We start from the raw sequence: 24,761 nt of genomic DNA, 5'->3' as shown, positions 1-24,761 counted from the left end.
ATGGCAAGCAAAAGCGTCGTGATCGAGGTGAAGGAAATCACCCTCGCCATCGAACTGATCGAACTGGGCGCCCGCCTGCAGCTGCTGGAGGCGGAGACGAGCCTGTCGCGCGATCGCCTGATCAAGCTGTACAAGGAGCTGAAGGGCGTGTCGCCGCCGAAGGGGATGCTGCCGTTCTCGACCGACTGGTTCATGACGTGGCAGCCGAACATCCACTCGTCGCTGTTCTACAACATCTACCGGTTCATGCAGGACCACGGCCGCTGCGATCCGATCCAGTCGATCGTGAAGGCGTACCGGCTCTACCTGGAACACGTGAACCTGTCAGGCGACGAAGCCGCGCTGAGTCTCACGCGCGCGTGGACGCTCGTGCGCTTCTTCGACTCGGGGATGCTGCAGATGACCCCGTGCTCGCGCTGCGGCGGCCACTTCGTCGCGCATGCGCATGATCCGCATCAAGGTTTCGTGTGCGGCCTGTGCCAGCCGCCGTCGCGCGCCGGCAAGACCCGCAAGGCCGCCGCCGCGCGCGCCGAACTGGCTGCCGCCGCGGCCTGAACGGCGCCGGGCGGGGCCGAACGGGAGCCGGACGGCTGCCGCGCGCCGCGCGAACCGGCCGGGGCTTGCTGGTAAACACCGCCGCGCCGCCGCGGCGCTGCCGCGAAAGTTTTCCTGCCGACTGCCGTAAACCTGATTAACGGCGGTCTCCCCGCCGGTTCTTTCGTGAGGGACAGGCAGTGCTGATTATCGTGGGAACACTCGTGACGCTGTTGTCCGTCTTCGGCGGTTATGCGCTGGCAGGCGGGCATCTGGGCGCATTGGTCCAGCCGCTCGAGATCCTGATGATCACCGGCGCGGGCGTCGGCGCGTTCATCCTCGGCAACGGCATGAAGACCATCAAGGCGACGCTGCGCGTGCTGCCGACGCTCTTCAAGGGCTCGAAGTACACGAAGGATGTCTATATGGAGCTGATGGCGCTCCTCTACGTGCTGCTCGCGAAGGCGCGCAAGGAAGGCACGCTGACGCTCGAAGCCGACATCGACGATCCGGACAAGAGCCCGATCTTCACGCAATACCCGAAGATCCTCGCCGATCGCCACATCGTCGAATTCCTGACCGACTACCTGCGCCTGATGGTGGGCGGCAACATGAACGCGTTCGAGATCGAGAGCCTGATGGACGAGGAGATCGAGACGCACCACACGGAAGGCGAAGGCCCCGCGCACGCGCTGATGCGCGTCGGCGACGCGATGCCGGCATTCGGGATCGTCGCGGCCGTGATGGGCGTCGTGCACACGATGGCGTCGGCCGACAAGCCGCCCGCGGTGCTCGGCGCGATGATCGCGCAGGCGCTGGTCGGCACGTTCCTCGGGATTCTGCTGTCGTACGGGCTGATCGGGCCGCTCGCGAGCCTCGCGGAGCAGCGCGTCGCCGAGTCCACCAAGATGTTCCAGTGCATCAAGGTGACGATCCTCGCGAGCCTGAACGGCTATGCGCCGGCGATTGCGGTGGAGTTTGGCCGCAAGGTGCTGTTCTCGACCGAGCGTCCGTCGTTCACGGAGCTCGAAGAGCACGTGCGCCGCGTGAAGGCAAAGTGACGCGGAGCGTTCGATGAGCAATGGCAAGGATCGCGCGATCGTCGTGAAACGGGTGGCCCCGCAGAAGAAGGGCCATCACGGCGGCGCATGGAAACTCGCGTATGCGGACTTCATGACCGCGATGATGGCGTTCTTCCTGCTGATGTGGCTGCTGAGTTCGGTCACGCCGGTGCAGCTGAAGGGGATCGCCGAGTACTTCAACACGCCGCTGAAGGCCGCGCTGTTCGGCAGCGGCGATCGCAGCTCGCAGGACTCCAGCATCATCAACGGCGGCGGCCGCGACCTGTCGAGCGCCGACGCCGGCACGCTGCGCCGCACCGACGGCACGACGTCGCTGGCCGACCGTGTCGCGAAAGCGGGCGACCAGAATTCGCGCTCGCAGGCGCAAGGCGCGCAGGACCGGCTCGAACAAACACGCCTGCACGACCTGCAGATCAAGCTGATGGCGGCGATCGAGGCGAACCCGACGCTGCGCCAGTTCAAGCAGCAGATCCGCATCGATTCGACGCTGATGGGGCTGCGCATCGAGATCGTCGATTCGCAGAAGCGGCCGATGTTCGCGATGTCGAGCGACCACGTCGAGCCGTACATGCGCGACATCCTGCGCGAGATCGGCAAGACGCTGAACGACGTGCCGAACCGGATCATCGTCCAGGGCCACACCGACGCGGTGCCGTACGCGGGCGGGGAAGGCGGCTACAGCAACTGGGAGCTGTCGGCCGACCGCGCGAACGCGTCGCGCCGCGAGCTGATCTCGGGCGGCATGGACGAGGCGAAGGTGCTGCGCGTGCTCGGCCTCGCATCGACGCAGAACCTGAACAAGGCCGATCCGCTCGATCCGGAAAACCGCCGGATCAGCGTGATCGTGCTGAATCGCAAATCCGAAGACGCGCTGATGCGCGACGACGCGACGACCACGACGCTGTCGGCCGACGCGGCGGGCTCGAAGCTGCTGGCCCAGCAGCTCGGCGGCCCGACGCCGGCGGCGCGACCGGCGCTCGCGAGCGCCGTCGCCGTGGCGCCGAAACCCTGACGTTTCCCCGATTCTGAGACACGCATGAAACGATCGACACGCTCACTTTGTTCGCTGCCCCCCGAGGGGGCGCTCAGCCGCCCACGGCCGGCTCTGCAAAGCCGGCCGGCCGCGCAGGCGCGAAGCGATGCTTCGCGCATTCCCTGCTGCGCCGTCGGGGCGGCTCCGCGGAGGCTGACATGATCCGGACCATTCTCGCGATCGACGACTCCGCGACCATGCGTGCGCTGCTGCAGGCGACGCTCGCGCAGGCCGGCTACGACGTGACGGTGGCGCCGGACGGCGAAGCCGGCTTCGACCTGGCGGCCACCGTGCCGTACGACCTGGTGCTGACCGACCAGAACATGCCGCGCAGGAGCGGGCTCGAGGTGATCGCCGCGCTGCGCAAGCTGAGCGCGTACGCGGACACGCCGATCCTCGTGCTGACGACCGAAGGCAGCGATGCATTCAAGGGCGCCGCGCGCGAAGCGGGCGCGACCGGCTGGATCGAAAAGCCGATCGACCCGGCCGTGCTGGTCGAGCTGGTCGCGACGCTGTCCGAGCAGACCGCCTCCTGACATGAACGCGACGAATACAACCGGTGACCGGGCATGACTCTCGACATCACGCAGTTCTACCAGACCTTTTTCGACGAAGCCGACGAGCTGCTCGCGCAGATGGAGCAGCTGCTGCTGAACCTCGACGTCGGCTCGCCCGACCCCGAGGACCTGGCCGCGATCTTCCGCGCCGCGCACTCCATCAAGGGCGGCGCGGCGACGTTCGGCTTTTCCGCGCTGACCGAGACGACCCACATCCTCGAGTCGCTGCTCGACCGCGCACGCAACCATGAGTTGACGCTGACCAAGGAAATGGTCGACGCGTTCCTCGAGACCAAGGACGTGCTGTCCGACCAGCTGGTCGACTATCGCGCGAGCGCGGAACCGGACGCGGCGGCCGCCGCGACGATCTGCGCGAAGCTCGAACGCCTGAAGGCCGAGAGCGGCGCGGATGCGCCCGCGGCCGCCGACGTTGCGCCGGCCGCGCCTGCCGTGGCGGCTGCACCGTCGCCGGCACCGGCCGCCGGCAGCAACGGCGCGCCCGATCACGTGGTCGAACAGGCCGTCGCCGCCGCCCATCCGGCGGCCGACGTCGGCGCGGACGGCCCGCACCTGAAGATCACGCTGGTCGGTGTCGACCCGAAGGACCAGGCGCTGCTCACCGAGGAACTCGGCAATCTCGGCCGGATCGTCGGCCGCGAGGAAGCGGGCGCCGACCTCACGCTGTGGCTCGAATCGGACGTGACGTCCGACGACATCGTCGCCGTGTGCTGCTTCGTGATCGACGACAGCCAGATCCGCATCGCGCGCGGCACCGCGCCGGCAGCCGCGGCGGCGCCTGCCGCCACGCCGGCCGCCGAACCGGTAGCCGAACCGGCCGCCGCGCCGGAGCCGGCCGCGCGGGTCGAGGTATTCGCGCAAGCCGCCGGTGCACCGGCCGCCGCGGCGCCGCAGGCCCAGCCGAGCGCCGCCGCGCAACCGGCGCCGCAACCGGCACAGCAGCCGCACGCCGAACCTGCGGCGCCGGCCGCCGCGCACCACGACGACAAGCGTCCGCGCCCGGCTGCCGCCGCATCGGGCGCCGAAGGCAGCTCGATCCGGGTCGGCGTCGAGAAGGTCGACCAGCTGATCAACCTGGTCGGCGAGCTCGTGATCACGCAGGCGATGCTCGCGGAAACCGCGAGCGCGTTCGATCCGGCGCTGCACGACCGCCTGTTCAACGGGATGGCGCAGCTCGAGCGCAACGCGCGCGACCTGCAGGAAGCGGTGATGTCGATCCGCATGATGCCGATGGACTACGTGTTCAGCCGCTTCCCGCGGCTCGTGCGCGACCTCGCCGGCAAGCTCGGCAAGCAGGTCGAGCTCGTCACGTTCGGCCAGGCGACCGAGCTCGACAAGAGCCTGATCGAGCGGATCATCGACCCGCTCACGCACCTCGTGCGCAACAGCCTCGATCACGGGATCGAAACCGTCGACAAGCGCGTCGCCGCCGGCAAGGACGCGGTCGGCCAGCTCGTGCTGTCGGCCGCGCATCACGGCGGCAACATCGTGATCGAGGTCAGCGACGACGGCGGGGGCCTGAACCGCGAGCGGATCCTCGCGAAGGCGGCGAAGCAGGGCATGCAGGTGTCCGACAACATCAGCGACGACGAAGTCTGGCAGCTGATCTTCGCGCCGGGCTTCTCGACCGCCGAGACCGTGACCGACGTGTCGGGCCGCGGCGTCGGGATGGACGTCGTGAAGCGCAACATCCAGTCGATGGGCGGCCATGTCGAGATCTCGTCGCAGGCCGGCCGCGGCACGACCACGCGGATCGTGCTGCCGCTCACGCTCGCGATCCTCGACGGAATGTCGGTGAAGGTCGGCAGCGAGATCTTCATCCTGCCGCTGAACTTCGTGATGGAGTCGCTGCAGCCGTCGAACGACGATATCTACACGGTCGGCAACGGCGAGCGCGTGGTGCGCGTGCGCGGCGAATACCTGCCGCTCGTCGCGCTGCACGAGGTGTTCTCGGTCGAGGACGCGCGCACCGATCCGACCCAGGGCATCGTCACGATCATGGAAACCGAGGGGCGCCGCTTCGCGATGCTGATCGACGAGCTGGTCGGCCAGCAGCAGGTGGTCGTGAAGAACCTCGAAACCAACTACCGCAAGGTGCACGGCATCTCGGCGGCGACCATCCTCGGCGACGGCAGTGTCGCGCTGATCGTCGACGTCGCGGCGCTGAACCGCGAAACCCGTGCGATGCACGGCGCCCGAGTCGGCGCCGAGCTCGCGATCTTCTGACTCTCGCCATTCAACCGATTGGGGGCACACGTGTCTGCTGAAGTCCAAATGATCAATCCGGCCGCGGCGAACGCGGCTACCAGCCGCCGCGCCGCCGAGCATGGCGATGCGACGGGGCAGGAATTCCTCGTCTTCACGCTCGGCGACGAGGAATACGGGATCGACATCCTGAAGGTGCAGGAAATCCGCGGCTACGACAGCGTCACGCGCATCGCGAACGCCCCGGACTTCATCAAGGGCGTGATCAACCTGCGCGGCATCATCGTGCCGATCGTCGACATGCGGATCAAGTTCCATCTTGGCCGCGTCGAGTACGACCACCAGACCGTCGTGATCATCCTGAACGTGTCGAACCGCGTGGTCGGGATGGTGGTCGACGGCGTGTCGGACGTGCTGACGCTGCAGACGGACCAGATCATGCCGGCGCCGGAGTTCGGCGCGACGCTGACGACCGAGTACCTGACGGGCCTCGGCACCGTCGACGGCCGCATGCTGATCCTGATGGACATCGAGAAGCTGATGTCGAGCCGGGAAATGGCGCTGATCGAGACGCTCGGCGGATAAGTGCGCCGCGCACGCAGCAATTTCGGGAGAATCTGCAATGTTGCATAACTGGTCGATCCGCACGACGCTCACGGCGGTCGGACTCATCCTCGTGGGCCTGGCCGCCGCGGTCGGCGGCCTCGGCCTTTACGCGCTCGATCACGCGAGCCGTTCGCTCGACGAGATCGCGCACGTCGATCTGCCGGCGATCCACACGCTCGACGACACGTCGTCGTACCTGCTGCGCTCACGCGTGTCGCTCGATCGCTTCCGCTCGCTGACCGAGGCCGGCAACACGGCCGACGCGAGCAAGGTGCTCGAGCGCGCGCAGGAGCTGTATACGAAGTCGAGCCAGAACTGGCAGGCGTTCCAGTCGACGCCGAAGCTCGGCATCGAGCAGGCGCTCGTCGACGATCTCGCCGCGCGCTACGCGACGATCGTGAAGGAAGGCGTCGAGCCGGAATTCGCGGCCGCGCGCGCGGGCGACATGGCGGCCTATCACGCGGTCGCCGACACCAAGATCAGCCCGATGTTCGTCGCCTACGACCAGGCGGCGGCGGCCGTGATCGCGTCGCTGCAGAAGCGCGCGGAAGACCGCCAGGCCGCGACGCAGTCGCGGATCTCGATGATGATCGGCCTGATCGCGGCCGGCGTCGCGATCGCATTCGTCGTCGTGATCGCGATCCGCTTCGCGCTGCGCGGGCTGATCATCAATCCGCTCGAGGACGCGATCGCGCACTTCGAGCGCATCGCCGGCGGCGACCTCACGCAGCCGGTGAACGTGTCCAGCACCAATGAGATCGGCCGCCTGTTCGGCGGCATCAAGCGGATGCAGGACGCCGTGACGACGATGGTGCAGGCCGTGCATCGCGGCACCGAGTCGATCGACGTCGGCGCGCGCGAGATCTCGACCGGCAACACCGACCTGTCGCAGCGCACCGAGGAGCAGGCCGCGTCGCTGCAGGAAACCGCATCGAGCATGGAGCAGCTGACGGGCACCGTGCGCCAGAACGCGGAGAACGCGCGCCAGGCGAGCCAGCTCGCGGTGAACGCGTCCGACATCGCGACGCAGGGCGGCGACGTCGTCGGCCAGGTCGTGTCGACGATGCAGGACATCGCGGCGAGCTCGGGCAAGGTCGTCGACATCATCGGCACGATCGAAGGCATCGCGTTCCAGACCAACATCCTCGCGCTGAACGCGGCGGTCGAGGCCGCGCGCGCGGGCGAGCAGGGCCGCGGCTTCGCGGTGGTCGCGGGTGAAGTGCGCTCGCTGGCCCAGCGCAGCGCGAGCGCCGCGAAGGAAATCAAGCAGCTGATCGGCGATTCGGCCGGGAAGGTCGAAAGCGGGTCGGCGCTCGTCGCGCGGGCCGGTTCGACGATGGACGAGATCGTGCAGGCCGTGCGTCGCGTGACCGACATCATGGGCGAGATCAGCGCCGCGTCGGACGAGCAGTCGACCGGCATCGAGCAGGTCAATCGCGCGGTCGGCCAGATGGACTCGGTCACGCAGCAGAACGCGGCGCTTGTCGAGCAGGCCGCGGCGGCGGCCGCGTCGCTCGAGGAGCAGACGCGCCAGATGAAGGCGATCGTGTCGGGCTGGCGCGTCGCGGGCGGCATCGCGATCGCGCCGGTGCGCGGCGCCGCGCGCCCGGCCGCCCATGCCCCGGCCCCGGCGTCGTCGGAGAGCCGTCACGAAGCCGCGCCGGCCGCGCACGCATCGCATGCACCGCAGGCCGCCGCCCAGCCGGCCCGCCGCGCGGCGCCCGCGCCGCATGCCGCGGCGCCGGCGACGCGCCACGCGGCGAAGCCCACGTCGGATTCCGCCGCGCGCGCATCGAAGGAAGCGCCGGCCGCTGGCGGCTACGGCCCGCGTCTCGCGAAGGCGGCCGCGGCAGCCCCGAAGCCGGCGGACAAGCCCGCACTGGTGCGCCCGGCGCTGAACGGCGAGAAGCCGGCGCTGGCCGCGGCCGGCGCCTCCGACGACGATTGGGAGACCTTCTAAGCCATGCCGTCCGCGCGCGCACCGTTTCGACCCGATGCACCGGATACCTCGCCCCGCGCGGGCGAGCCGGGGCGCGACTTCGCGTTTACCGGCGCGGATTTCGCACGCATCCGCGCGCTGATCCATCAACGCGCAGGCATCTCGCTGTCCGAGCACAAGCGCGACATGGCGTACAGCCGGCTGGCACGCCGGCTGCGCGCACGCGGCCTCGACACGTTCCGCGACTACCTCGACCTGCTCGAGCGGGAGGACGATCCGCTCGAGTGGGAGGCGTTCACCAACGCGCTGACGACGAACCTGACCGCGTTCTTCCGCGAGTCGCACCATTTCCCGATCCTGGCCGACTTCGTGAAGGGGCGTGCGGCGCCCGTGTCGGTGTGGTGTTCGGCGGCATCGACCGGCGAGGAACCTTATTCGATCGCGATCACGCTCATCGAGGCGCTCGGCGAATCGGCCGCGCGCGGCGCGTCGATCCTCGCGACCGACCTCGACACGCAGGTGCTCGCGAAGGCCGAGGCCGGCATCTATACGTACGACCAGGTGAAGCACCTGAGCCCGGAGCGGCTCAAGCGCTTCTTCCTGAAGGGCACCGGCGCGCAGGCCGGCCGCGTGAAGGTGCGCCCGGAACTGCGCGCGATGATCCGCTTCGAGCAGCTGAACCTGACCGATGCCGACTACGGGATCGCGAAGCCGTTCGACGCGATCTTCTGCCGCAACGTGATGATCTATTTCGACAAGCCGACGCAAGGGCAGGTGCTGTCGCGCTTCGAGCCGCTCGTGAAGCCGGGCGGGCTGCTGTTCGCCGGGCATTCGGAGAATTTCACGTACGTCTCGCAGGCGTTCCGGCTGCGCGGGCAGACGGTGTACGAACTGACGCGCGATACCGCGCAAGGCTCGCGCCCGCGCGGCGCGGCGCCGGCCGCGGCAGCGCCGCCGCATGCCGCGCTCGCTTACGGAGAACGCGGATGAGCGGCCTGCCGATCGCGACCAATCGCTACTTCGACAACCACTTCGAACGCCCGGGCGTGAAGCTGCTGCCGAACGAGTTCTACACGACGTCCGAGGACATGGTGCTGATGACCGTGCTCGGCTCGTGCGTCGCCGCGTGCCTGCACGACCCGCTCGCGGGCATCGGCGGGATGAATCACTTCATGCTGCCCGACGACGGCGCCGATGCCGGCGCGGCCGCGTCGGATTCGATGCGTTACGGCGCGTACGCGATGGAAGTGCTGATCAACGAACTGATCAAGGCCGGCGGGCGCCGCGAGCGCTTCGAGGCGAAGGTGTTCGGCGGCGCGGCCGTGCTGGCCGGGATGACGACGATCAACATCGGCGATCGCAACGCGGATTTCGTGCGCCGCTATCTCGCGCTCGAACGCATCCGCATCACCGCGGAGGATCTGCAGGGCGTGCACCCGCGCAAGGTCGCGTTCATGCCGCGCACCGGGCGCGCGATGGTGAAGAAGCTGCGGCTGCAGGTGCCTGGCGTGACCGAGCGCGAAGCCGCGCTGGCGCGCGAGGCCGACCGCGTGCGGGCCGGCCGGCAGCGCGCGCACGTCGAGCTGTTCGCGGCGAAGCGGCCGGCCGCGCCGCCGCCGGCGCGCCCGCGCATCGAGCTGTTCGGCGCACAGACGACTAACACGAAGGCCGCCAGCCCATACGCCGGTAGCCCGAGCGCCGGCAGCCCGTATGCGGCCAACCTTTCGAGAAAGCAGGAGGCATGACCGCAGTGCAGAAGATCAAAGTGTTGTGCGTCGACGATTCGGCGCTGATCCGCAGCCTGATGACGGAGATCATCAACAGCCAGCCCGACATGACGGTGTGCGCGACCGCGCCCGATCCGCTCGTCGCGCGCGATCTCATCAAGCAGCACAACCCGGACGTCCTGACGCTGGACGTCGAAATGCCGCGCATGGACGGGCTCGACTTCCTCGAGAAGCTGATGCGCCTGCGGCCGATGCCGGTCGTGATGGTGTCGTCGCTGACCGAGCGCGGCTCCGAGATCACGCTGCGCGCGCTCGAACTCGGCGCGGTGGATTTCGTCACGAAGCCGCGCGTCGGGATTCGCGACGGCATGCTCGACTACGCGGAAAAGCTCGCGGACAAGATCCGCGCGGCATCGCGCGCCCGCGTGCGACAGACGCCGCAGCCGCAGGCCGCCGCGGCCACGGCGAGCGGCCAGGCGGCCGCGCCGATGCTCAACAACCCGCTCGTCAGTACCGAGAAGCTGATCATCATCGGTGCGTCGACGGGCGGCACCGAGGCGATCCGCGAGGTGCTGACGCCGCTGCCGCCGGATGCGCCGGCGGTGCTGATCGCGCAGCACATGCCGCCCGGCTTCACCAAGTCGTTCGCGCAGCGGCTGAACGGCCTGTGCCGGATCGCGGTGAAGGAAGCCGAGCACGGCGAACGCGTGCTGCCGGGCCATGCGTACATCGCGCCGGGCCATGCGCACCTGCTGCTCGCGCGCAGCGGCGCGAACTACATCGCGCAGTTGTCGGACGAGCCGCCGGTGAACCGTCACCGGCCGTCGGTCGACGTGCTGTTCCGCTCCGCGGCGCAGCACGCGGGCAAGAACGCGATCGGCGTGATCCTCACGGGGATGGGCCGCGACGGCGCGGCCGGCCTGCTGGACATGAAGCGCGCGGGCGCGCACACGTTCGCGCAGGACGAGGCGAGCTGCATCGTGTTCGGGATGCCGCGCGAGGCGATCGCGCTCGGCGGTGCGGACGAGGTCGTCTCGCTTGCCGAGATGAGCCGGCGTGTAATGGCGCGCCTGGCGACGATGGGCGATCGCGTGCAGCGCGTCTGAATCAAATGTCACGGGGCACGTGCGTTGCCGCGGGCCCTGACGGTAACGAATCTGCAAAGGAACGACGATGGACAAGAGCATGAAAATCCTGGTGGTGGACGATTTCCCGACGATGCGCCGGATCGTCCGCAACCTGCTCAAGGAACTGGGCTATACGAACGTCGACGAAGCCGAGGACGGCGCGGCCGGCCTCGCGCGGCTGCGCGGCGGCGGCTTCGACTTCGTGATCTCCGACTGGAACATGCCGAACCTCGACGGCCTCGCGATGCTGAAGGAGATCCGCGCGGACGCGACGCTCACGCACCTGCCGGTGCTGATGGTCACGGCCGAGTCGAAGAAGGAGAACATCATCGCGGCCGCGCAGGCGGGCGCGAGCGGCTATGTCGTGAAGCCGTTCACGGCCGCGACGCTCGACGAGAAGCTGAACAAGATCATCGACAAGATGGCGAAGGCCGGGAGCTGACGTGAACGAGCCGATCCATGCGGCGCTCGCCGGCACGGGGTTCAGTGCCGACAGCCACGCCGAAGGCGCCGATTTCGCGAGTGACCGGATCCTCGCGCGCATCGGCCAGGTCACGCGCGCGCTGCGCGACTCGATGCGCGAACTGGGGCTCGACAAGCATGTCGAGCGCGCGGCGGAAGCCGTGCCCGATGCGCGCGACCGGCTGCGCTACGTCGCGACGATGACCGAGCAGGCGGCCGAGCGCGTGCTGAACGCGATCGAGATCGCGAAGCCGGTGCAGGAGCGCATCCAGAACGAGGCCGAGGCGCTCGACGCGCGCTGGACGCAGTGGTACGCGGCGCCGATCGAGCACGCGGAAGTGCGCGAGCTGATGGACGACACGCGCACCTTCCTGCACGCGCTGCCCGACGCGACGTCGGCGACCAGCGCGCAGCTGCTGGAGATCATGCTCGCGCAGGATTTCCAGGACCTGACCGGGCAGGTGATCAAGAAGATCATGGAGATGGTCTACCTGATCGAGCAGCAACTGCTCACCGTGCTCGTCGAGAACATCGCGCCCGAGCGGCGCGAGCAGTTCGCGGCGACCGCCGCCGCGCTCGCGGCCGAGCAGATCAGCGCGACCGGCAGCCCCGAGTCGCTGCTGAACGGGCCGCAGATCGCGCCGGAAGGCAAGTCCGACGTCGTTCAGGACCAGGGGCAGGTCGACGACCTGCTCGCCAGCCTCGGCTTCTGACGCTGCCCCGCTGCTTCGCATCGCATCGGCGCCGCTCCCGTCTCGCGGAGTGGCCCGACGCGCCTGGCTTTCGCCGGTTTCCCCTCCACCGGGCGGGAGCGGGCCGGTGCGCACGTTGCGCCCGTCGTGCCCTTCGTGCCGCGACGATTTGACACTCCGGCACGCTCCGCAGGCATACTACGCGTCAGCAGTAACGACGCGTCATTCTTACGACTTTCATATGTTGGCCGGTGGCGCCGAGCCTGATGGGGGCCCGCCGGCAACGAAGCCAGTCCCTTTGGGGGGGAACGTGAAGCTGAAACGCTTGGGCTGGGCCGCCGCGCATGCGGCGGCTGCAATGGGTGTGCTGTGGAGCGTCCACGCACACGCCGAACTGGGCGGCGCGCCGATGTCGCCGCCGGCGGACGATCACGCCGCCACCGTGCGCGCGATGCAGCGCGCGATGCGCTCGGCCGACGGCGCGCAGGCGAGCACGGCCGCCTACACCGTCCGCGAGATCACGCTCGGATCGGGCACCGTCATCCACGAATACACGAGCGCCGCGGGCACCGTGTTCGGCCTTGCCTGGCGCGGTCCGAGCATGCCGGACCTCGCGTCGCTGCTCGGCAGCTATTTCCCGCAGTACACCGCCGGCGTCCAGGCCGCGCACGCGGCGCGCGGCTGGCGCGCGCCCGTGTCGGTCGATACGAGCGGGCTCGTGATCCGCACCGGCGGCCACATGGGCGCCTTCGCGGGCCAGGCGTGGCTGCCGGCCGCGCTGCCTGCCGGCCTGTCCGGCACCGACATCCAGTGACAGCGGGAGAGCGATCTTGAGAATTCCTCGTACCTTCAAGCGCTGGGTCGGCGTGCTGGGCCTGGCGGCTGCCACGGCCATGCTCGTGACCGCATGCGGCGGCGGCGACGACAACAACGGCGGTGGTGGCAATGGCGGTGGCAGCGTATCGGACGGCAACACCGCGAACACGGCCGTGATCACGGTCGGCACCGGCGTCGCGCGCGTGATCAACATCCCGACCGTCAACGTGAAGATCTGCGCGCCGGGCACGTCGAACTGCCAGGTGGTCAACAACGTGCTCGTCGACACCGCGTCGTACGGGCTGCGGCTGGTCAGCAGTGCGCTGTCGTCGGGCGTGTTGAGCAATCTGCCGCGGACGACGAGCGGCGGCGCGCCGGTCGTTGAATGCGGGAAGTTCGTGTCGAGCTACACGTGGGGCACGGTGCGTACCGTCGACCTGACGATCGGCTCCGAGCAGGCGGGTTCGCTGCCGGTGCAGATCATCGGCGACCTCGGCACGAGCAACGTGCCGAGCTCGTGCACGAACGGCGGGGCGTCGGCCAACACGGCGAGCGACCTCGGCGCGAACGGCATCCTCGGCATCGGGCCGGCGCCGGTCGATTGCGGCACCAACTGCGCGACGTCGACGTCGGCCACGTACAACAACTACTACGCGTGCCCGAACGGCAATTCGAGCTGCACGGTGGCGCTGGTGCCGGTCGCGCAGCAGGTGGCCAACCCGGTCCATCGCTTCGCGACCGACAACAACGGCGTGATCGTGCAGATGCCGACCATCTCGAACAGCGGGCAGGGCAGCGCGACGGGCCTGCTGGTGTTCGGGATCGGCACGCAGAGCAACAACGCGCTTGGCGCGTCGACGGTGTTGACGTCGTCGACGACGGGCGACGTGAGCGCGACGTTCCTCGGCAGCAGCGCGACCGCGTTCTTCGATACGGGCTCGAACGCGTACTTCTTCAACGATTCGTCGCAGACGAAGTGCTCGACCAATACGCAGTTCTACTGCCCGTCGTCGTCGACCACCTATACGGCGACGCTGACCGGCAGGAACGGTGCGTCGGGCGGCGTGTCGATGCCTGTCGTGAACGCGGATTCGCTGTTCGCGAACGCGTCGACGTTCGCGTTCAACGACATCGCCGGCCCGTTCGGCGCGGCCGGCTGGCTCGATCTCGGCATGCCGCACTTCTACGGCAAGACGATCTACTTCGGGATGGACAAGACGTCGACCGGTGGCGCGCAGCCTTACGTCGCGTTCTGAGCGCGCGCGAACGGCTGCAGCAAGAGGGGGGCGAGCGATCGCCCCCTTTTTTTATCCTGCCGGCGTCCCTTCCCCCCGGCCGTCACGGCCGACACTCGCCCCCGCGATCCAAACCCATATGTGCGCGTCGACGCACGCAGAAAACTAATAGTTCTGCTCGGTAAAGCTTATATTTGACTTATAATTGCATCCATGATGCGCGATCAACTGGACCCCGAAAGCCGCGAAGCAACTGCGCAAGCTCGACCGGCAGCACCAAGTCGCTATCCGCGACGGCGTTAGCACCTTGGCCTCGATGCCGGAATGCCAGAACGTTAAAGCGCTGACAAACCATGAGTACGGGTATCGCCTGAGAGTCGGCAACTACCGGGTTCTGTTCAACTGGGACGGCGTGATTCGAGTCGTCGAAATCGAAGAAGTGAGGAAACGCGATGAACGCACCTATTAACATTCAAGTCATCAATGGGCCGGACGGGACGCCGGCCTTTGTCGTAATCCCCTACGCTGATTACGTCGCCGAGCATCAAGGCGCGCACGGCACGATCCCGCATGCTGTCGTGAGCCGCACCGTCGACGGTGCAACACCTGCGCGCGCATGGCGCGAACACCTTGGCCTCACACAAGCCGAAGTCGCCGAACGCCTCGGCGTGTCTCAATCTGCGTACGCACAGCAAGAAGCGAGCGAACGCTTGCGCAAGTCGTCACGTGCGAAGATAGCGGCCGCGCTCGGTATCGCCGACGAACAGCTCGATTTCTGACGGGGAACGAAACTAAGATGAAAAAACTGGTATTTGCGGACCAACTACGCAGTATCGCCGCACTGTCTGTCGTGTTTGTGCATCTTTGCGGGGGGTATTGGGCATGGCGGGACGTGATCGCGGGCCGCATCATGGCCCCGCCTCTTGATGGCCCCGGCTCGATTCAAGAGGCCATTGTCGGCACCTTCAATTTCGGCCCGTTTGGCGTTTCGTTGTTCTTCCTGATAAGCGGCTTTGTCATCCCGTTCTCGCTCGACAAGATGCGCCCCGGCCGCTTCCTTCTGGCTCGCGCATGCAGGATCTATCCGACCTATATCGCGTGCCTCATGCTTGGCCTATTCGGCGCGTGGCTCTCGTCGCTGTACTGGCACCACCCCTTCACCGTAAAAGGCGAAGAATTCCTCTATAACGCGCTGCTGATCCAGAACATCAAGGGCACTACGAGTCTAGACCTCGTGAATTGGACACTCTCGATCGAGATCAAGTTTTACATCGTCATGGCGGCATTGGCCGCGGTCGGTGCGCATCGACACGTTCGCGCTTTTCTGGCTCTTTCTGGCGCAATCGTTATAGCGAACTACTTCGCGCCGCGCGGCTCGGCGGGCTTCGCACTCGTTCGCGATCTGGCGTTCATGCCTTACATGCTGATCGGCACGGTCATTAATCTGCACATGCGGGGCAACCTTACGGCACGTCAAGCGCTTGCGTCTATCGCGGGCCTCGCCGCGATGTTTCACTGCATCGCTTTTTTTGCGAACATCGCCGGCCGGCCAATGCCAATTTCTCTGGATATCTATCAGCTAAACATCGCCGCGTTCGCTCTGGCATACGTCGCGCGCGACAAGTTTCGACCGAATCGCATCGTCGACTTTCTGGCGAGCATCAGTTACCCACTCTATGCCGTGCATTCGATCGTCGGCTATGCGACGCTGCGCGCATCGATGTCGCTCGGCGTGCCCGAGCTGCCTGCCCTTTTCATCGCGGTCGCGCTCGTCGTCTCGCTGGCGTATGCCGTACATCGCTTGATCGAACTGCCGTCGACGCAGCTCGGCAAACGTCTAGCACTGCCAAGCTCGCCGCGACTGTCGACGAGCCAATCGTGACCAAGAAATAAGACGACCGTATGCACACGTGTCGACGGTCGATCAAAACCTCGAGCTGCAACACGACGCGCTCGCGCGCGCCGGCTGCGGTCAGGTCTATGAGGAAAGGCGAGCGGGAAGTCGGCGGCCGGCCCGAGCTGGCGAACATGATGCACTCGCTTCGCAAGGGCGACACGCTGATCGTTTGGCGACTCGATCGGCTCGGCCGCTCGCTCGTCGACCTCGTGCAGATAGTCGACGAGCTTGCGCATCGCGGCGTCGCGTTCGAAAGCCTGTCGGAGAAGATCGACACGAGCACCGCGCAAGGCCGCATGTTTTTCCGGCTTCATGGCGGCAATGGCGCAGTATCAGCGTGATGTGATCGGCGAGAACACACGCGCCGGCCTGAAACCGGCCCGCGCGTGCGGTCGCAACGGCGGCCGGCAGCCTGCCATTGACTATTCCGCGATCAAGGAGATTCGCGCGCTGATGCGAAGCCCTGATATCTCGATCGTGAGCATCGCGAAGCGCTACGGCGTGAGCAAGCCAACGCTTTACAACTCCCTCAAGCGGGCCGAGAAAAACGAGGCCGAAAAGCCCGCGCAGGCGCGCAAGAACGCTACCTCACGCAGCGAAGGTGCGCGAAGCAAAACCCGATGAATTCAACGGCGTCGACCTCATCGGCGCCGATGGTTTCATTCGCAAGGTCGGGTTGTCCGTGAGTAAGTGCAGCGCGCCTGCGCGGCCGCGCCGCGCCGACACAGCGCCTACGATATAAGGCCGGCACCGGTGCCGGCACGACATCGAGGAGACAGCGCCATGAGTCAGCGCATTCAACGCATCACGCCGTTTCTGTGGTTCGACCAGGACGCCGAGGCGGCCGCCCGCTTCTACGTGTCGGTGTTCGACGACGCGCGCATCCTGCACGTCGCCCGCTACGGCAAGTCCGGCGCGCAGGCGTCGGGCCAGGCCGAGGGCGCGGTGATGACGGTGTCGTTCGAACTGGACGGGCAGGCGTTTCTCGCGCTCAACGGCGGCCCGGCGTTTCCGCTCACGCCGGCCGTGTCGTTCGTCGTCAATTGCCGCGACCAGCGCGAGATCGACCGCTACTGGACGGCGCTGGCCGAAGGCGGCGACGAGCGCGCGCAGCAGTGCGGCTGGCTGCGCGACCGCTTCGGCGTGTCGTGGCAGGTGGTGCCTGTACAGATGTCCGAGCTGATGGCGGGCGATCCGGCACGCGCCGAACGCGTGATGGCGCAGGTGATGAAGATGAAGAAGCTCGATCTCGATGCGCTGCAGCAGGCGGCGGCCGGCTAGCGCGAACGCCGGCCGGGAGGCGGTATTTTCGACTCGCGAAGCGATTCCCGGCCGGCCGGTAAATCGAGCGCCGAACGATCTGTTCGATTATCGACCGTGATCCGATTCCGGCGATCTGAGCGCCGCCCGCTCCGACGCGCGGCCGTCGCGTCGGGGGTGGGCCGGTCATCGCTTCACGGTTGCCTCGATTTACCGCCTCACCGCCTCACCGTCTCACCCGCCTAACCCGCCTAACCCGCCTAACCCGCCTAACCCGCCTCACCGCCTCACCGCCTCACCGCCTCACCGCCTCACCGCCTCACCGCCTCACCGCCTCACCCGCCTCACCCGCCTCACCGCCTCACCCGCCTCACCGCCTCACCGCCTCACCGCCTCACCCGCCTCACCCGGCCCTCCACACACGCGTTTCCCCCACCGTCTTCCGCCTGCCGCACCCGCCCGCCGTCTCTCGCCGCACCGGCTTGCCCGATTCCCCGAAATACCCCCCTTTCCCGGCTTTGCTCGACCGATCGGCGTTTGACCCGCGCATGAATAATCGGTGTCACTGGAAAGCGGCATTTCGCCGTACCCGACTGGAGGCCCCGTGGCAGACGAGAGCGATCTCGACAGAACCGAAGCCGCCACTCCGAGGCGCCGCGAAAAGGCGCGCGAGGAGGGGCAGGTCGCGCGTTCGCGCGAGCTGGCTTCGTTCGCGCTGCTCGCGGCCGGGTTCTACGGCGCGTGGCTGCTCGCGGCTCCGTCGGGCGCCCATCTCCAGGCCATGCTGCGCGGCGCGTTCGCGTTCGATCGCGCCACCGCGTTCGACACGCACCGGATGCTGTCGGCGGCCGGCAGCGCGAGCATCGAAGGGCTCGCCGCGCTGCTGCCGATCCTCGCGCTCACCGGCGTGGCCGCGCTGCTCGCGCCGATGGCGCTCGGCGGCTGGCTGATCTCGCAGAAGACCTTCGAGTTGAAGTTCGACCGCCTGAACCCGATCTCGGGCCTCGGCCGCATCTTCTCGATCCAGGGGCCGATCCAGCTGTTGATGTCGCTCGCGAAGACGCTGGTCGTCGGCGGGATCGGCGGCATCGCGATCTGGCGCAGCAAGGACGAGCTGCTCGGTCTCGCGACCCAGCCGCTCGGCTCGGCGCTCGCCGATGCGATGCATCTGGTCGCCGTGTGCTGCGGCACGACGGTCGCCGGGATGCTGGTGGTGGCCGCGCTCGACGTGCCTTACCAAATCTGGCAGTACAACAAGAAGTTGCGCATGACGAAGGAAGAAGTGAAGCGCGAGCATCGCGAGAACGAGGGCGATCCACACGTGAAGGGCCGCATCCGCCAGCAGCAGCGCGCGATCGCGCGGCGCCGGATGATGGCCGCCGTGCCGAAGGCCGACGTGGTCGTCACGAACCCGACCCACTTCGCCGTCGCGCTGCAATACACGGACGGCGAGATGCGCGCGCCGAAGGTCGTCGCGAAAGGCGTGAACCTCGTCGCCGCGCGCATCCGCGAACTCGCGGCCGAGCACAACGTGCCGCTGCTCGAAGCGCCGCCGCTCGCGCGTGCGCTGTATCACAACGTCGAAATCGAACGCGAGATTCCCGGCTCGCTGTACTCGGCCGTCGCCGAGGTGCTCGCGTGGGTTTACCAGCTGCGGCGCTTCCGCTCGGAAGGCGGCGCCTTCCCGGCCGCGCCGGTCGATCTCGACGTGCCGGCCGACCTCGACAAGGGGACGTCGGTATCGCCCGACGACGCGCGTGAAGAAGCCGAGGACACGCTCGGCAAGCAAGGGAACGCAGCATGAGCACCCCGACCACCGGCCTGTTCGCCAAACGCACGAACCCGTTCGCGGGCACCAACCTGCGCTCGCTCGCGGGCCCGGTCCTCATCTGCATGATCCTGGGGATGATGATCCTGCCGCTGCCGCCGCTGCTGCTGGATCTGCTGTTCACCTTCAACATCGCGCTGTCGGTGATGGTGCTGCTCGTCAGCATGTACACGATGAAGCCGCTCGACTTCGCGGCCTTCCCGAGCGTGCTGCTGTTCTCCACGCTGTTGCGCCTGTCGCTGAACGTCGCGTCGACGCGCGTCGTGCTGCTCGAGGGCCACACCGGCCCCGACGCGGCCGGCCAGGTGATCGAGGCGTTCGGCCACTTCCTCGTCGGCGGCAACTTCGCGGTCGGCATCGTCGTGTTCGTGATCCTGATGATCATCAACTTCATGGTGATCACGAAGGGCGCGGGGCGGATCGCCGAAGTGTCCGCGCGCTTCACGCTCGACGCGATGCCCGGCAAGCAGATGGCGATCGACGCCGACCTGAACGCGGGCCTCATCAACGAAGAGCAGGCCCGCAAGCGCCGCCTGTCCGTGTCGCAGGAAGCCGAGTTCTACGGGTCGATGGACGGCGCGTCGAAGTTCGTGCGCGGCGACGCGATCGCGGGCCTGATCATCATGGCGATCAACGTGATCGGCGGGCTGATCGTCGGGATGGTGCAGCACGACATGAGCTTCGCGGCGGCCGGCACCAACTACACGCTGCTGACGATCGGCGACGGCCTCGTCGCGCAGATCCCGTCGCTCGTGATCTCGACGGCGGCCGGCGTGATCGTGTCGCGCGTGGCGACCGACGAGGACATCGGCACGCAGATCACCGGCCAGCTCTTCACGAACCCGCGCGTGCTGAACATCACCGGCGCGATCATCGTGCTGATGGGGCTGATCCCGGGCATGCCGCACTTCGCGTTCCTCGCGCTCGGCGCCGGCGCGCTCTGGCTGGCCCGCACGCAGAGCCGCCGCGCGGCGGCCCGGCTGGCCGCCGGCGACGTGACCGAGGTCGCGCCGCCCGCCGCGTTGCCGGGCGACAGCCACGAGGCGACCTGGGACGACGTGCAGCTGATCGACCCGCTCGGCCTCGAAGTCGGCTACCGGCTGATTCCGCTCGTCGACAAGAACAGCGACGGCGAACTGCTCAAGCGCATCAAGAGCATCCGCAAGAAGTTCGCGCAGGAAATCGGCTTCCTGCCGCCGGTGATCCATATCCGCGACAACCTCGAGCTGCGGCCGAACGCGTACCGGATCGCGCTGAAGGGCGTGGAGATCGGCGTGGGGGAAGTGTTCCCGGGCCAGTGGCTCGCGATCAACCCGGGCCAGGTGACGGCCGCGCTGCCGGGCGCCACGACGCAGGATCCGGCGTTCGGACTGCCGGCCGTGTGGATCGACGTCGCGATGCGCGAGCAGGCGCAGGTGTACGGCTACACGGTGGTCGATGCGAGCACGGTCGTCGCGACGCACCTGAATCATCTGGTCGTCCAGCATGCGGCCGAACTGCTCGGCCGCCAGGAAGTGCAGGCGCTCGTCGAGCGCACCGGCAAGGATGCGCCGTCGCTCGTCGAGGACCTCGTGCCGAAGACGATCTCGCTGACGACCCTGCAGAAAGTGCTGCAGAACCTGCTCGAGGAAGGCGTGCCGATCCGCGACATGCGCACGATCCTCGAGGCCGTGTCCGAACACGCCGGCCGCGGCGACGCATACGAGATCACCGCCGCGGTGCGGCTGTCGCTCGGCCGCGCGATCACGCAGCAGTGGTATCCGGGCGCGGGCGAGATGCAGGTGATGGGCCTCGATTCGAATCTGGAGCGCGTGCTGTCGCAGGCGCTCGCCACCGGCGCGAATCCGGGCCTCGAGCCCGGCCTCGCGCACAACCTTCTGACCGGCACGCAACAGGCGATGCTGCGTCAACAGAATCTCGGGCTGCCGCCCGTGCTGCTGGTGCAGCACGCGCTGCGCGCGATGCTCGCGCGTTTCCTGCGCCGCAGCCTGCCGCAACTGAAAGTGCTGTCGTATGCCGAAGTGCCGGACACACGCACGATCAAAGTCGTTAACGTCATCGGGGGTTCCGCTTGAACATTCGCAAATTCACTGGCGCGACCAGCCGCGACGCGCTTCGCCTCGTGCGAGAGGCCCTGGGCGCCGACGCCGTCGTGCTGTCGAACCGCACGCTCGATGACGGCAGCGTCGAAATCGTCGCACTCGCCGACTCGGATCTCGCCGCGGTTACGCCGCCGGCCGCCGCGCGCCCGCGCACCGTCGCGTCGCGCGCACCGGAATCCGTGCCGGCCGCGGCCGTCCCGGGCATCGTGTCGCGCCCCGGCGCCGCGCTCGCGCGCCCGGCCGTGAATCCGTATGCAGCAGGCGACGGTGGGCTGCCGGACGTGTTCTCGTCGGTGTTCGGCGCAAGCGCCGAAGCGACGGAGCCGGTCGCGGAGCCGGCCGCCTTCGATGCCGACGCGCACGCAACTGAGTCGGCTGCGCCCGCGCCCGCCGCCGCCGCATCGGCAGCACCGTCCGAACCCGCGCCGTGGCTCGTCGAACACGCGAAGCGCCTGACGCAGCAGCGCGAAGCGCTGATCGCCCGCGCGCAGGCGTCGTCGGCCGCGCCGCAAGCACCGGCCGCGGCCCGCATGCAGCAGGACGCGGCATCCGCGACGCCGGCCGGCTGGGCGCGCGACATCGTGCGCAACGCCGAACGCCGGATGCCGTCCGCGGCCGCCGCCGTCCGCGCGAGCGAAACCAGCGAAAGGAGCGCCGCGAAGCCCGCCGAACGCACGCGCCTGTCCGCCGACGCGACCGCCGCGGTGGCCGACGCGGTGAACGCACGCATCGAGAGCATCGTCAACGACACGGTGATGCACGAGCTCGGCGCGATGCGCGGGATGATGGAAGAGCAGTTCGACAGCCTGATGTGGCACGACCGCCAGCGCCGCAGCCCGGTGCACGGCGCGCTGACCAAGCACCTGTTCTCGGCCGGCTTCTCCGCGCAGCTGGTGCGCATGATGGTCGACAACCTGCCGTCCGGCGACGGCGAGCAGACCTTCGAGCAGGCTGCGGAATGGGCGCAGTCGGTGCTCGCGGCGAACCTGCCGGTGCTCGAGAACGAAGACGCGCTGATGGAGCGCGGCGGCGTGTTCGCGCTGATGGGGCCCACCGGCGTCGGCAAGACGACCACCACGGCGAAGCTCGCGGCGCGCTGCGTGATGCGCTTCGGCGCGAGCAAGGTCGCGTTGCTGACCACCGACAGCTACCGGATCGGCGGCCACGAGCAGTTGCGCATCTTCGGCAAGATCCTTGGCGTGCCAGTGCACGCGGTGAAGGACGCCGGCGACCTCGAGCTCGCGCTGTCCGAGCTGCGCAACAAGCACATCGTGCTGATCGACACGATCGGCATGAGCCAGCGCGATCGCGCGCTGTCCGACCAGATCGCGATGCTGCACGGCGCGAACGCGCCGGTGCAGCGCCTGTTGCTGCTCAACGCGACGAGCCACGGCGACACGCTCAACGAGGTCGTCCAGGCCTACCGCAGCGCGGCCGAGTATCCGCAGGCGGCAACCCCGGATCTCGCCGGCTGCATCCTGACGAAGCTCGACGAGGCGACGCACCTCGGCGGCGTGCTCGACACCGTGATCCGCTACAAGCTGCCCATTCACTACGTGTCGACCGGCCAGAAGGTGCCGGAGAACCTGTACGTCGCTTCGACCAAATTCCTGCTGAAAAGCGCGTTCTGTGTGCCGCGCGACGGTTCGCCCTTCGTGCCCGGGGACGACGACATGCCGACGCTGCTTTCCGCACTGACCGCCCGTTCCACCGCCGATCTGCACGAGGTGCGATTTGGATAAACGGATCATCGATCAGGCAGAAGGGCTGCGGCGCCTGCTGGCCGGGCGCGCGTCGCGCATCGTCGCGGTGACGGGCGGGCCGGCGGGCGTCGGCTGCACGACCACCGTCGTGAACGTCGCGGCCGCGCTGGCCGCGCTCGGCAAGGACGTGCTCATCGTCGACGAGCGTGCCGACGTGCATTCGGCCTCGGCGACGCTCGCGGGCGCATGGCTGCGCGACGGCGAACGCACGCGCGTGGCCGCCGGGTTCGGCCTGTGCGCGGCCGCGCGGTTCGCGCGCGACGGCTACAGCGACACGCAGCTGAGCGACTTCATCGACGGCCAGGCCGACATCGTGCTGGTCGACGCGCAGCTCGGTGCGGACGGCGCGTTCTCCGCGCTCGCGCGCGAGGCGCACGACGTGCTGATCGTCACGCGGGTTGCCGCGCAGGCGATCACCGAGGCGTACGCGTGCATGAAGCGGCTGCATTTCGCGCACGCGGTCGCGCAGTTCCGCGTGCTGACCAATCACGTCGGCAGCCACGCCGACGCCAGGACCGCCTTCGACAACCTCGCGGGCGTCGCGAGCCGCTACCTGACGGTGTCGATCGCCGACGCCGGCTGCGTCAGCGCCGATCCGCTCGCCGAGCATGCGCGCGACCTGATGCATACCGTGGTCGACGCGTTCCCGTCGTCGGCGGCGGCGCGCGATTACCGGCAGATTGCCGCCGATTTGCTGTACTGGCCGATGCGCCCGAGTTCGGGGGCGGGGCGTGCCGTGCATGCGGGCGGCAAGCCGTCGTACGAGGCGGGTGCGGCTCACGCCGCGTGAGGAAGGAGAGAGCCATGATGTACAACGCTCAAGGCAAGATGACCCAGGCCGACGTGCTCGCGCAATACGCGCCGCTCGTGCGGCGCCTGGGGCTGCAGCTCGTCGCGAAGATGCCGGCGAGCGTCGACCTCGACGACCTGATCCAGGCCGGCATGATCGGCCTGATGGACGCGGCCGGCCGCTACAAGGAAGACCAGGGCGCGCAGTTCGAGACCTACGCGACCCAGCGTATCCGCGGCGCGATGCTCGACGAGCTGCGCAGCAACGACTGGCTGCCGCGCAGCCTGCGCAAGACCTCGCGCGAGGTCGAGTACGCGGTGCACCAGGTCGAGCAGCAGCTCGGCCGCTCGGCGAGCGAGACCGAGATCGCGGAGCACCTGAAGATGCCGCTCGACGAATACCAGGGGATGCTGCAGGACCTGCACGGCAGCCAGCTCATCTACTACGAGGATTTCGACCGCGCGGCCGACGACGAGCCGTTCCTCGACCGCTATCGCGTCGATCACGCCGATCCGTTGTCGGCGCTGCTCGACGACCACCTGCGCGAGGCGCTCGTCGACGCGATCGACCGGCTGCCCGAGCGCGAGAAACTGCTGATGTCGCTGTACTACGAGCGCGGGCTGAACCTGCGCGAGATCGGCGCGGTGCTCGAGGTCAGCGAGTCGCGCGTGTGCCAGCTGCACAGCCAGGCGGTTGCGCGCCTGCGCGCGCGGTTGCGCGAACAGGCGTGGGTCGGCGCGGAGAACTGAACGTGCCGGCCGACGGCGGCGCGGCCCGTCATCCGCCCGGCAGGTCTTCCGTCAAAGGCGGGCCGCTCAATTGCAGCGTGATCGGATAGCGCTCGTCTCAATAAAAGGGCGCGCATCGGGCGGCGCGTCGCCGCGTACCGCATTCAACGGTCCGACACGAGAAATTTTCGTCGCGATTTGCTACAATCCCTCCCGTTTTCCGAGGAGCGTTGCGACGGACCTTCTGCGTCCGCCAGGCTCGGAAAGCTTCACCAAGCAGCCGTGCGGCGAGATTCGCGCCGGCCCCGCTTCCTGAACGGCGCTCACGTCACCAATTTCTAGAACTTTTTTAGAAAGGAG

The 24,761-nt window shown here is 68.1% G+C and carries 25 protein-coding genes and 1 riboswitch; all 25 genes read left to right on the top strand.

The features are described from left to right. The 25 genes from flhC to SB786_RS08240 all read left to right on the top strand — a co-directional run bounded on the left by flhC (position 1) and on the right by SB786_RS08240 (position 24,422). Entirely contained in the window at positions 1 to 555 is a 555-nt protein-coding gene (gene flhC, locus SB786_RS08360) for a flagellar transcriptional regulator FlhC (RefSeq protein ID WP_006760462.1), read from the top strand. A 179-nt stretch (positions 556 to 734) separates the two neighbouring features. After that, entirely contained in the window at positions 735 to 1,595 is an 861-nt protein-coding gene (motA, locus tag SB786_RS08355; RefSeq protein WP_006755770.1) for a flagellar motor stator protein MotA, read from the top strand. A 13-nt stretch (positions 1,596 to 1,608) separates the two neighbouring features. Then, complete coding sequence (gene motB, locus SB786_RS08350; RefSeq protein ID WP_006762547.1) at positions 1,609 to 2,628, top strand: flagellar motor protein MotB; 1,020 nt, start codon at positions 1,609 to 1,611, stop codon at positions 2,626 to 2,628. Positions 2,629 to 2,807: 179 nt separating this feature from the next. Further along, the gene (locus SB786_RS08345; protein ID WP_006762548.1) at positions 2,808 to 3,185 is read left to right on the top strand and encodes a response regulator; all 378 of its coding nucleotides are present in this window, start codon (positions 2,808 to 2,810) and stop codon (positions 3,183 to 3,185) included. Positions 3,186 to 3,218: 33 nt separating this feature from the next. Then, positions 3,219 to 5,450: a chemotaxis protein CheA gene (gene cheA / locus SB786_RS08340; protein ID WP_410727069.1), complete on the top strand. Its 2,232-nt coding sequence runs from the start codon at positions 3,219 to 3,221 to the stop codon at positions 5,448 to 5,450. 48 nt (positions 5,451 to 5,498) lie between these two features. Further along, the gene (gene cheW / locus SB786_RS08335; protein ID WP_410727068.1) at positions 5,499 to 6,014 is read left to right on the top strand and encodes a chemotaxis protein CheW; all 516 of its coding nucleotides are present in this window, start codon (positions 5,499 to 5,501) and stop codon (positions 6,012 to 6,014) included. A 37-nt stretch (positions 6,015 to 6,051) separates the two neighbouring features. Next, positions 6,052 to 7,995 carry a methyl-accepting chemotaxis protein gene (locus SB786_RS08330; protein WP_410727067.1) on the top strand — a complete coding sequence of 648 codons (1,944 nt, stop codon included), beginning with the start codon at positions 6,052 to 6,054 and terminating at the stop codon, positions 7,993 to 7,995. Between the two features lie 3 nt (positions 7,996 to 7,998). Next, a complete protein-coding gene (locus SB786_RS08325) occupies positions 7,999 to 8,964 on the top strand; it encodes a CheR family methyltransferase (RefSeq protein ID WP_410727066.1) in 966 nt (321 codons plus the stop codon). After that, positions 8,961 to 9,719, top strand: a complete 759-nt coding sequence (cheD, locus tag SB786_RS08320; protein ID WP_410727065.1) for a chemoreceptor glutamine deamidase CheD — start codon at positions 8,961 to 8,963, stop codon at positions 9,717 to 9,719. Before SB786_RS08325 ends, cheD begins: the two co-directional genes overlap by 4 nt. Next, a complete protein-coding gene (locus SB786_RS08315) occupies positions 9,716 to 10,807 on the top strand; it encodes a chemotaxis response regulator protein-glutamate methylesterase (protein WP_006761752.1) in 1,092 nt (363 codons plus the stop codon). The genes cheD and SB786_RS08315 overlap by 4 nt, the downstream gene beginning before the upstream one ends. A 67-nt stretch (positions 10,808 to 10,874) precedes the next feature. Beyond that, positions 10,875 to 11,270, top strand: a complete 396-nt coding sequence (cheY, locus tag SB786_RS08310; protein WP_006754880.1) for a chemotaxis response regulator CheY — start codon at positions 10,875 to 10,877, stop codon at positions 11,268 to 11,270. 1 nt (position 11,271) lies between these two features. Then, positions 11,272 to 12,003: a protein phosphatase CheZ gene (cheZ, locus tag SB786_RS08305; protein ID WP_410727064.1), complete on the top strand. Its 732-nt coding sequence runs from the start codon at positions 11,272 to 11,274 to the stop codon at positions 12,001 to 12,003. A 289-nt stretch (positions 12,004 to 12,292) separates the two neighbouring features. Beyond that, positions 12,293 to 12,796 (top strand): DUF2844 domain-containing protein, encoded by a 504-nt coding sequence (locus tag SB786_RS08300; protein ID WP_410727063.1) that lies wholly within the window; start codon positions 12,293 to 12,295, stop codon positions 12,794 to 12,796. Between the two features lie 16 nt (positions 12,797 to 12,812). Beyond that, positions 12,813 to 14,054: a DUF3443 domain-containing protein gene (locus SB786_RS08295; protein ID WP_410727062.1), complete on the top strand. Its 1,242-nt coding sequence runs from the start codon at positions 12,813 to 12,815 to the stop codon at positions 14,052 to 14,054. Positions 14,055 to 14,256: 202 nt separating this feature from the next. Further along, complete coding sequence (locus SB786_RS08290; RefSeq protein ID WP_410727189.1) at positions 14,257 to 14,502, top strand: type II toxin-antitoxin system RelE family toxin; 246 nt, start codon at positions 14,257 to 14,259, stop codon at positions 14,500 to 14,502. Further along, positions 14,486 to 14,812: a helix-turn-helix domain-containing protein gene (locus SB786_RS08285; protein ID WP_410727061.1), complete on the top strand. Its 327-nt coding sequence runs from the start codon at positions 14,486 to 14,488 to the stop codon at positions 14,810 to 14,812. Before SB786_RS08290 ends, SB786_RS08285 begins: the two co-directional genes overlap by 17 nt. 17 nt (positions 14,813 to 14,829) lie before the next feature. Beyond that, positions 14,830 to 15,915, top strand: coding sequence for an acyltransferase family protein (locus SB786_RS08280; RefSeq protein WP_410727060.1), 1,086 nt, complete (start codon positions 14,830 to 14,832; stop codon positions 15,913 to 15,915). 146 nt (positions 15,916 to 16,061) lie between these two features. Continuing rightward, positions 16,062 to 16,271, top strand: coding sequence for a recombinase family protein (locus SB786_RS08275; protein WP_410727059.1), 210 nt, complete (start codon positions 16,062 to 16,064; stop codon positions 16,269 to 16,271). After that, positions 16,252 to 16,554, top strand: coding sequence for a helix-turn-helix domain-containing protein (locus SB786_RS08270; protein ID WP_410727058.1), 303 nt, complete (start codon positions 16,252 to 16,254; stop codon positions 16,552 to 16,554). The genes SB786_RS08275 and SB786_RS08270 overlap by 20 nt, the downstream gene beginning before the upstream one ends. Positions 16,555 to 16,713: 159 nt before the next feature. Further along, positions 16,714 to 17,211 carry a VOC family protein gene (locus SB786_RS08265; protein WP_410727057.1) on the top strand — a complete coding sequence of 166 codons (498 nt, stop codon included), beginning with the start codon at positions 16,714 to 16,716 and terminating at the stop codon, positions 17,209 to 17,211. A 583-nt stretch (positions 17,212 to 17,794) separates the two neighbouring features. Beyond that, positions 17,795 to 18,994, top strand: coding sequence for a flagellar biosynthesis protein FlhB (gene flhB / locus SB786_RS08260; RefSeq protein WP_410727056.1), 1,200 nt, complete (start codon positions 17,795 to 17,797; stop codon positions 18,992 to 18,994). Next, entirely contained in the window at positions 18,991 to 21,093 is a 2,103-nt protein-coding gene (gene flhA, locus SB786_RS08255) for a flagellar biosynthesis protein FlhA (RefSeq protein ID WP_410727055.1), read from the top strand. The genes flhB and flhA overlap by 4 nt, the downstream gene beginning before the upstream one ends. Further along, a complete protein-coding gene (gene flhF, locus SB786_RS08250) occupies positions 21,090 to 22,862 on the top strand; it encodes a flagellar biosynthesis protein FlhF (protein WP_410727054.1) in 1,773 nt (590 codons plus the stop codon). Before flhA ends, flhF begins: the two co-directional genes overlap by 4 nt. Then, a complete protein-coding gene (locus tag SB786_RS08245; RefSeq protein ID WP_410727053.1) occupies positions 22,855 to 23,673 on the top strand; it encodes a MinD/ParA family protein in 819 nt (272 codons plus the stop codon). Before flhF ends, SB786_RS08245 begins: the two co-directional genes overlap by 8 nt. 14 nt (positions 23,674 to 23,687) lie before the next feature. After that, entirely contained in the window at positions 23,688 to 24,422 is a 735-nt protein-coding gene (locus SB786_RS08240) for an RNA polymerase sigma factor FliA (RefSeq protein ID WP_006760814.1), read from the top strand. 195 nt (positions 24,423 to 24,617) lie between these two features. Then, positions 24,618 to 24,733: riboswitch (S-adenosyl-L-homocysteine riboswitch) on the top strand. The last annotated feature ends 28 nt before the right edge of the window (positions 24,734 to 24,761 follow it).

It is taken from the genome of Burkholderia sp. SIMBA_062, from assembly GCF_046534765.1.
GTDB lineage: Bacteria > Pseudomonadota > Gammaproteobacteria > Burkholderiales > Burkholderiaceae > Burkholderia > Burkholderia ambifaria.
This window is presented reverse-complemented; position numbering and strand designations above follow the sequence as displayed.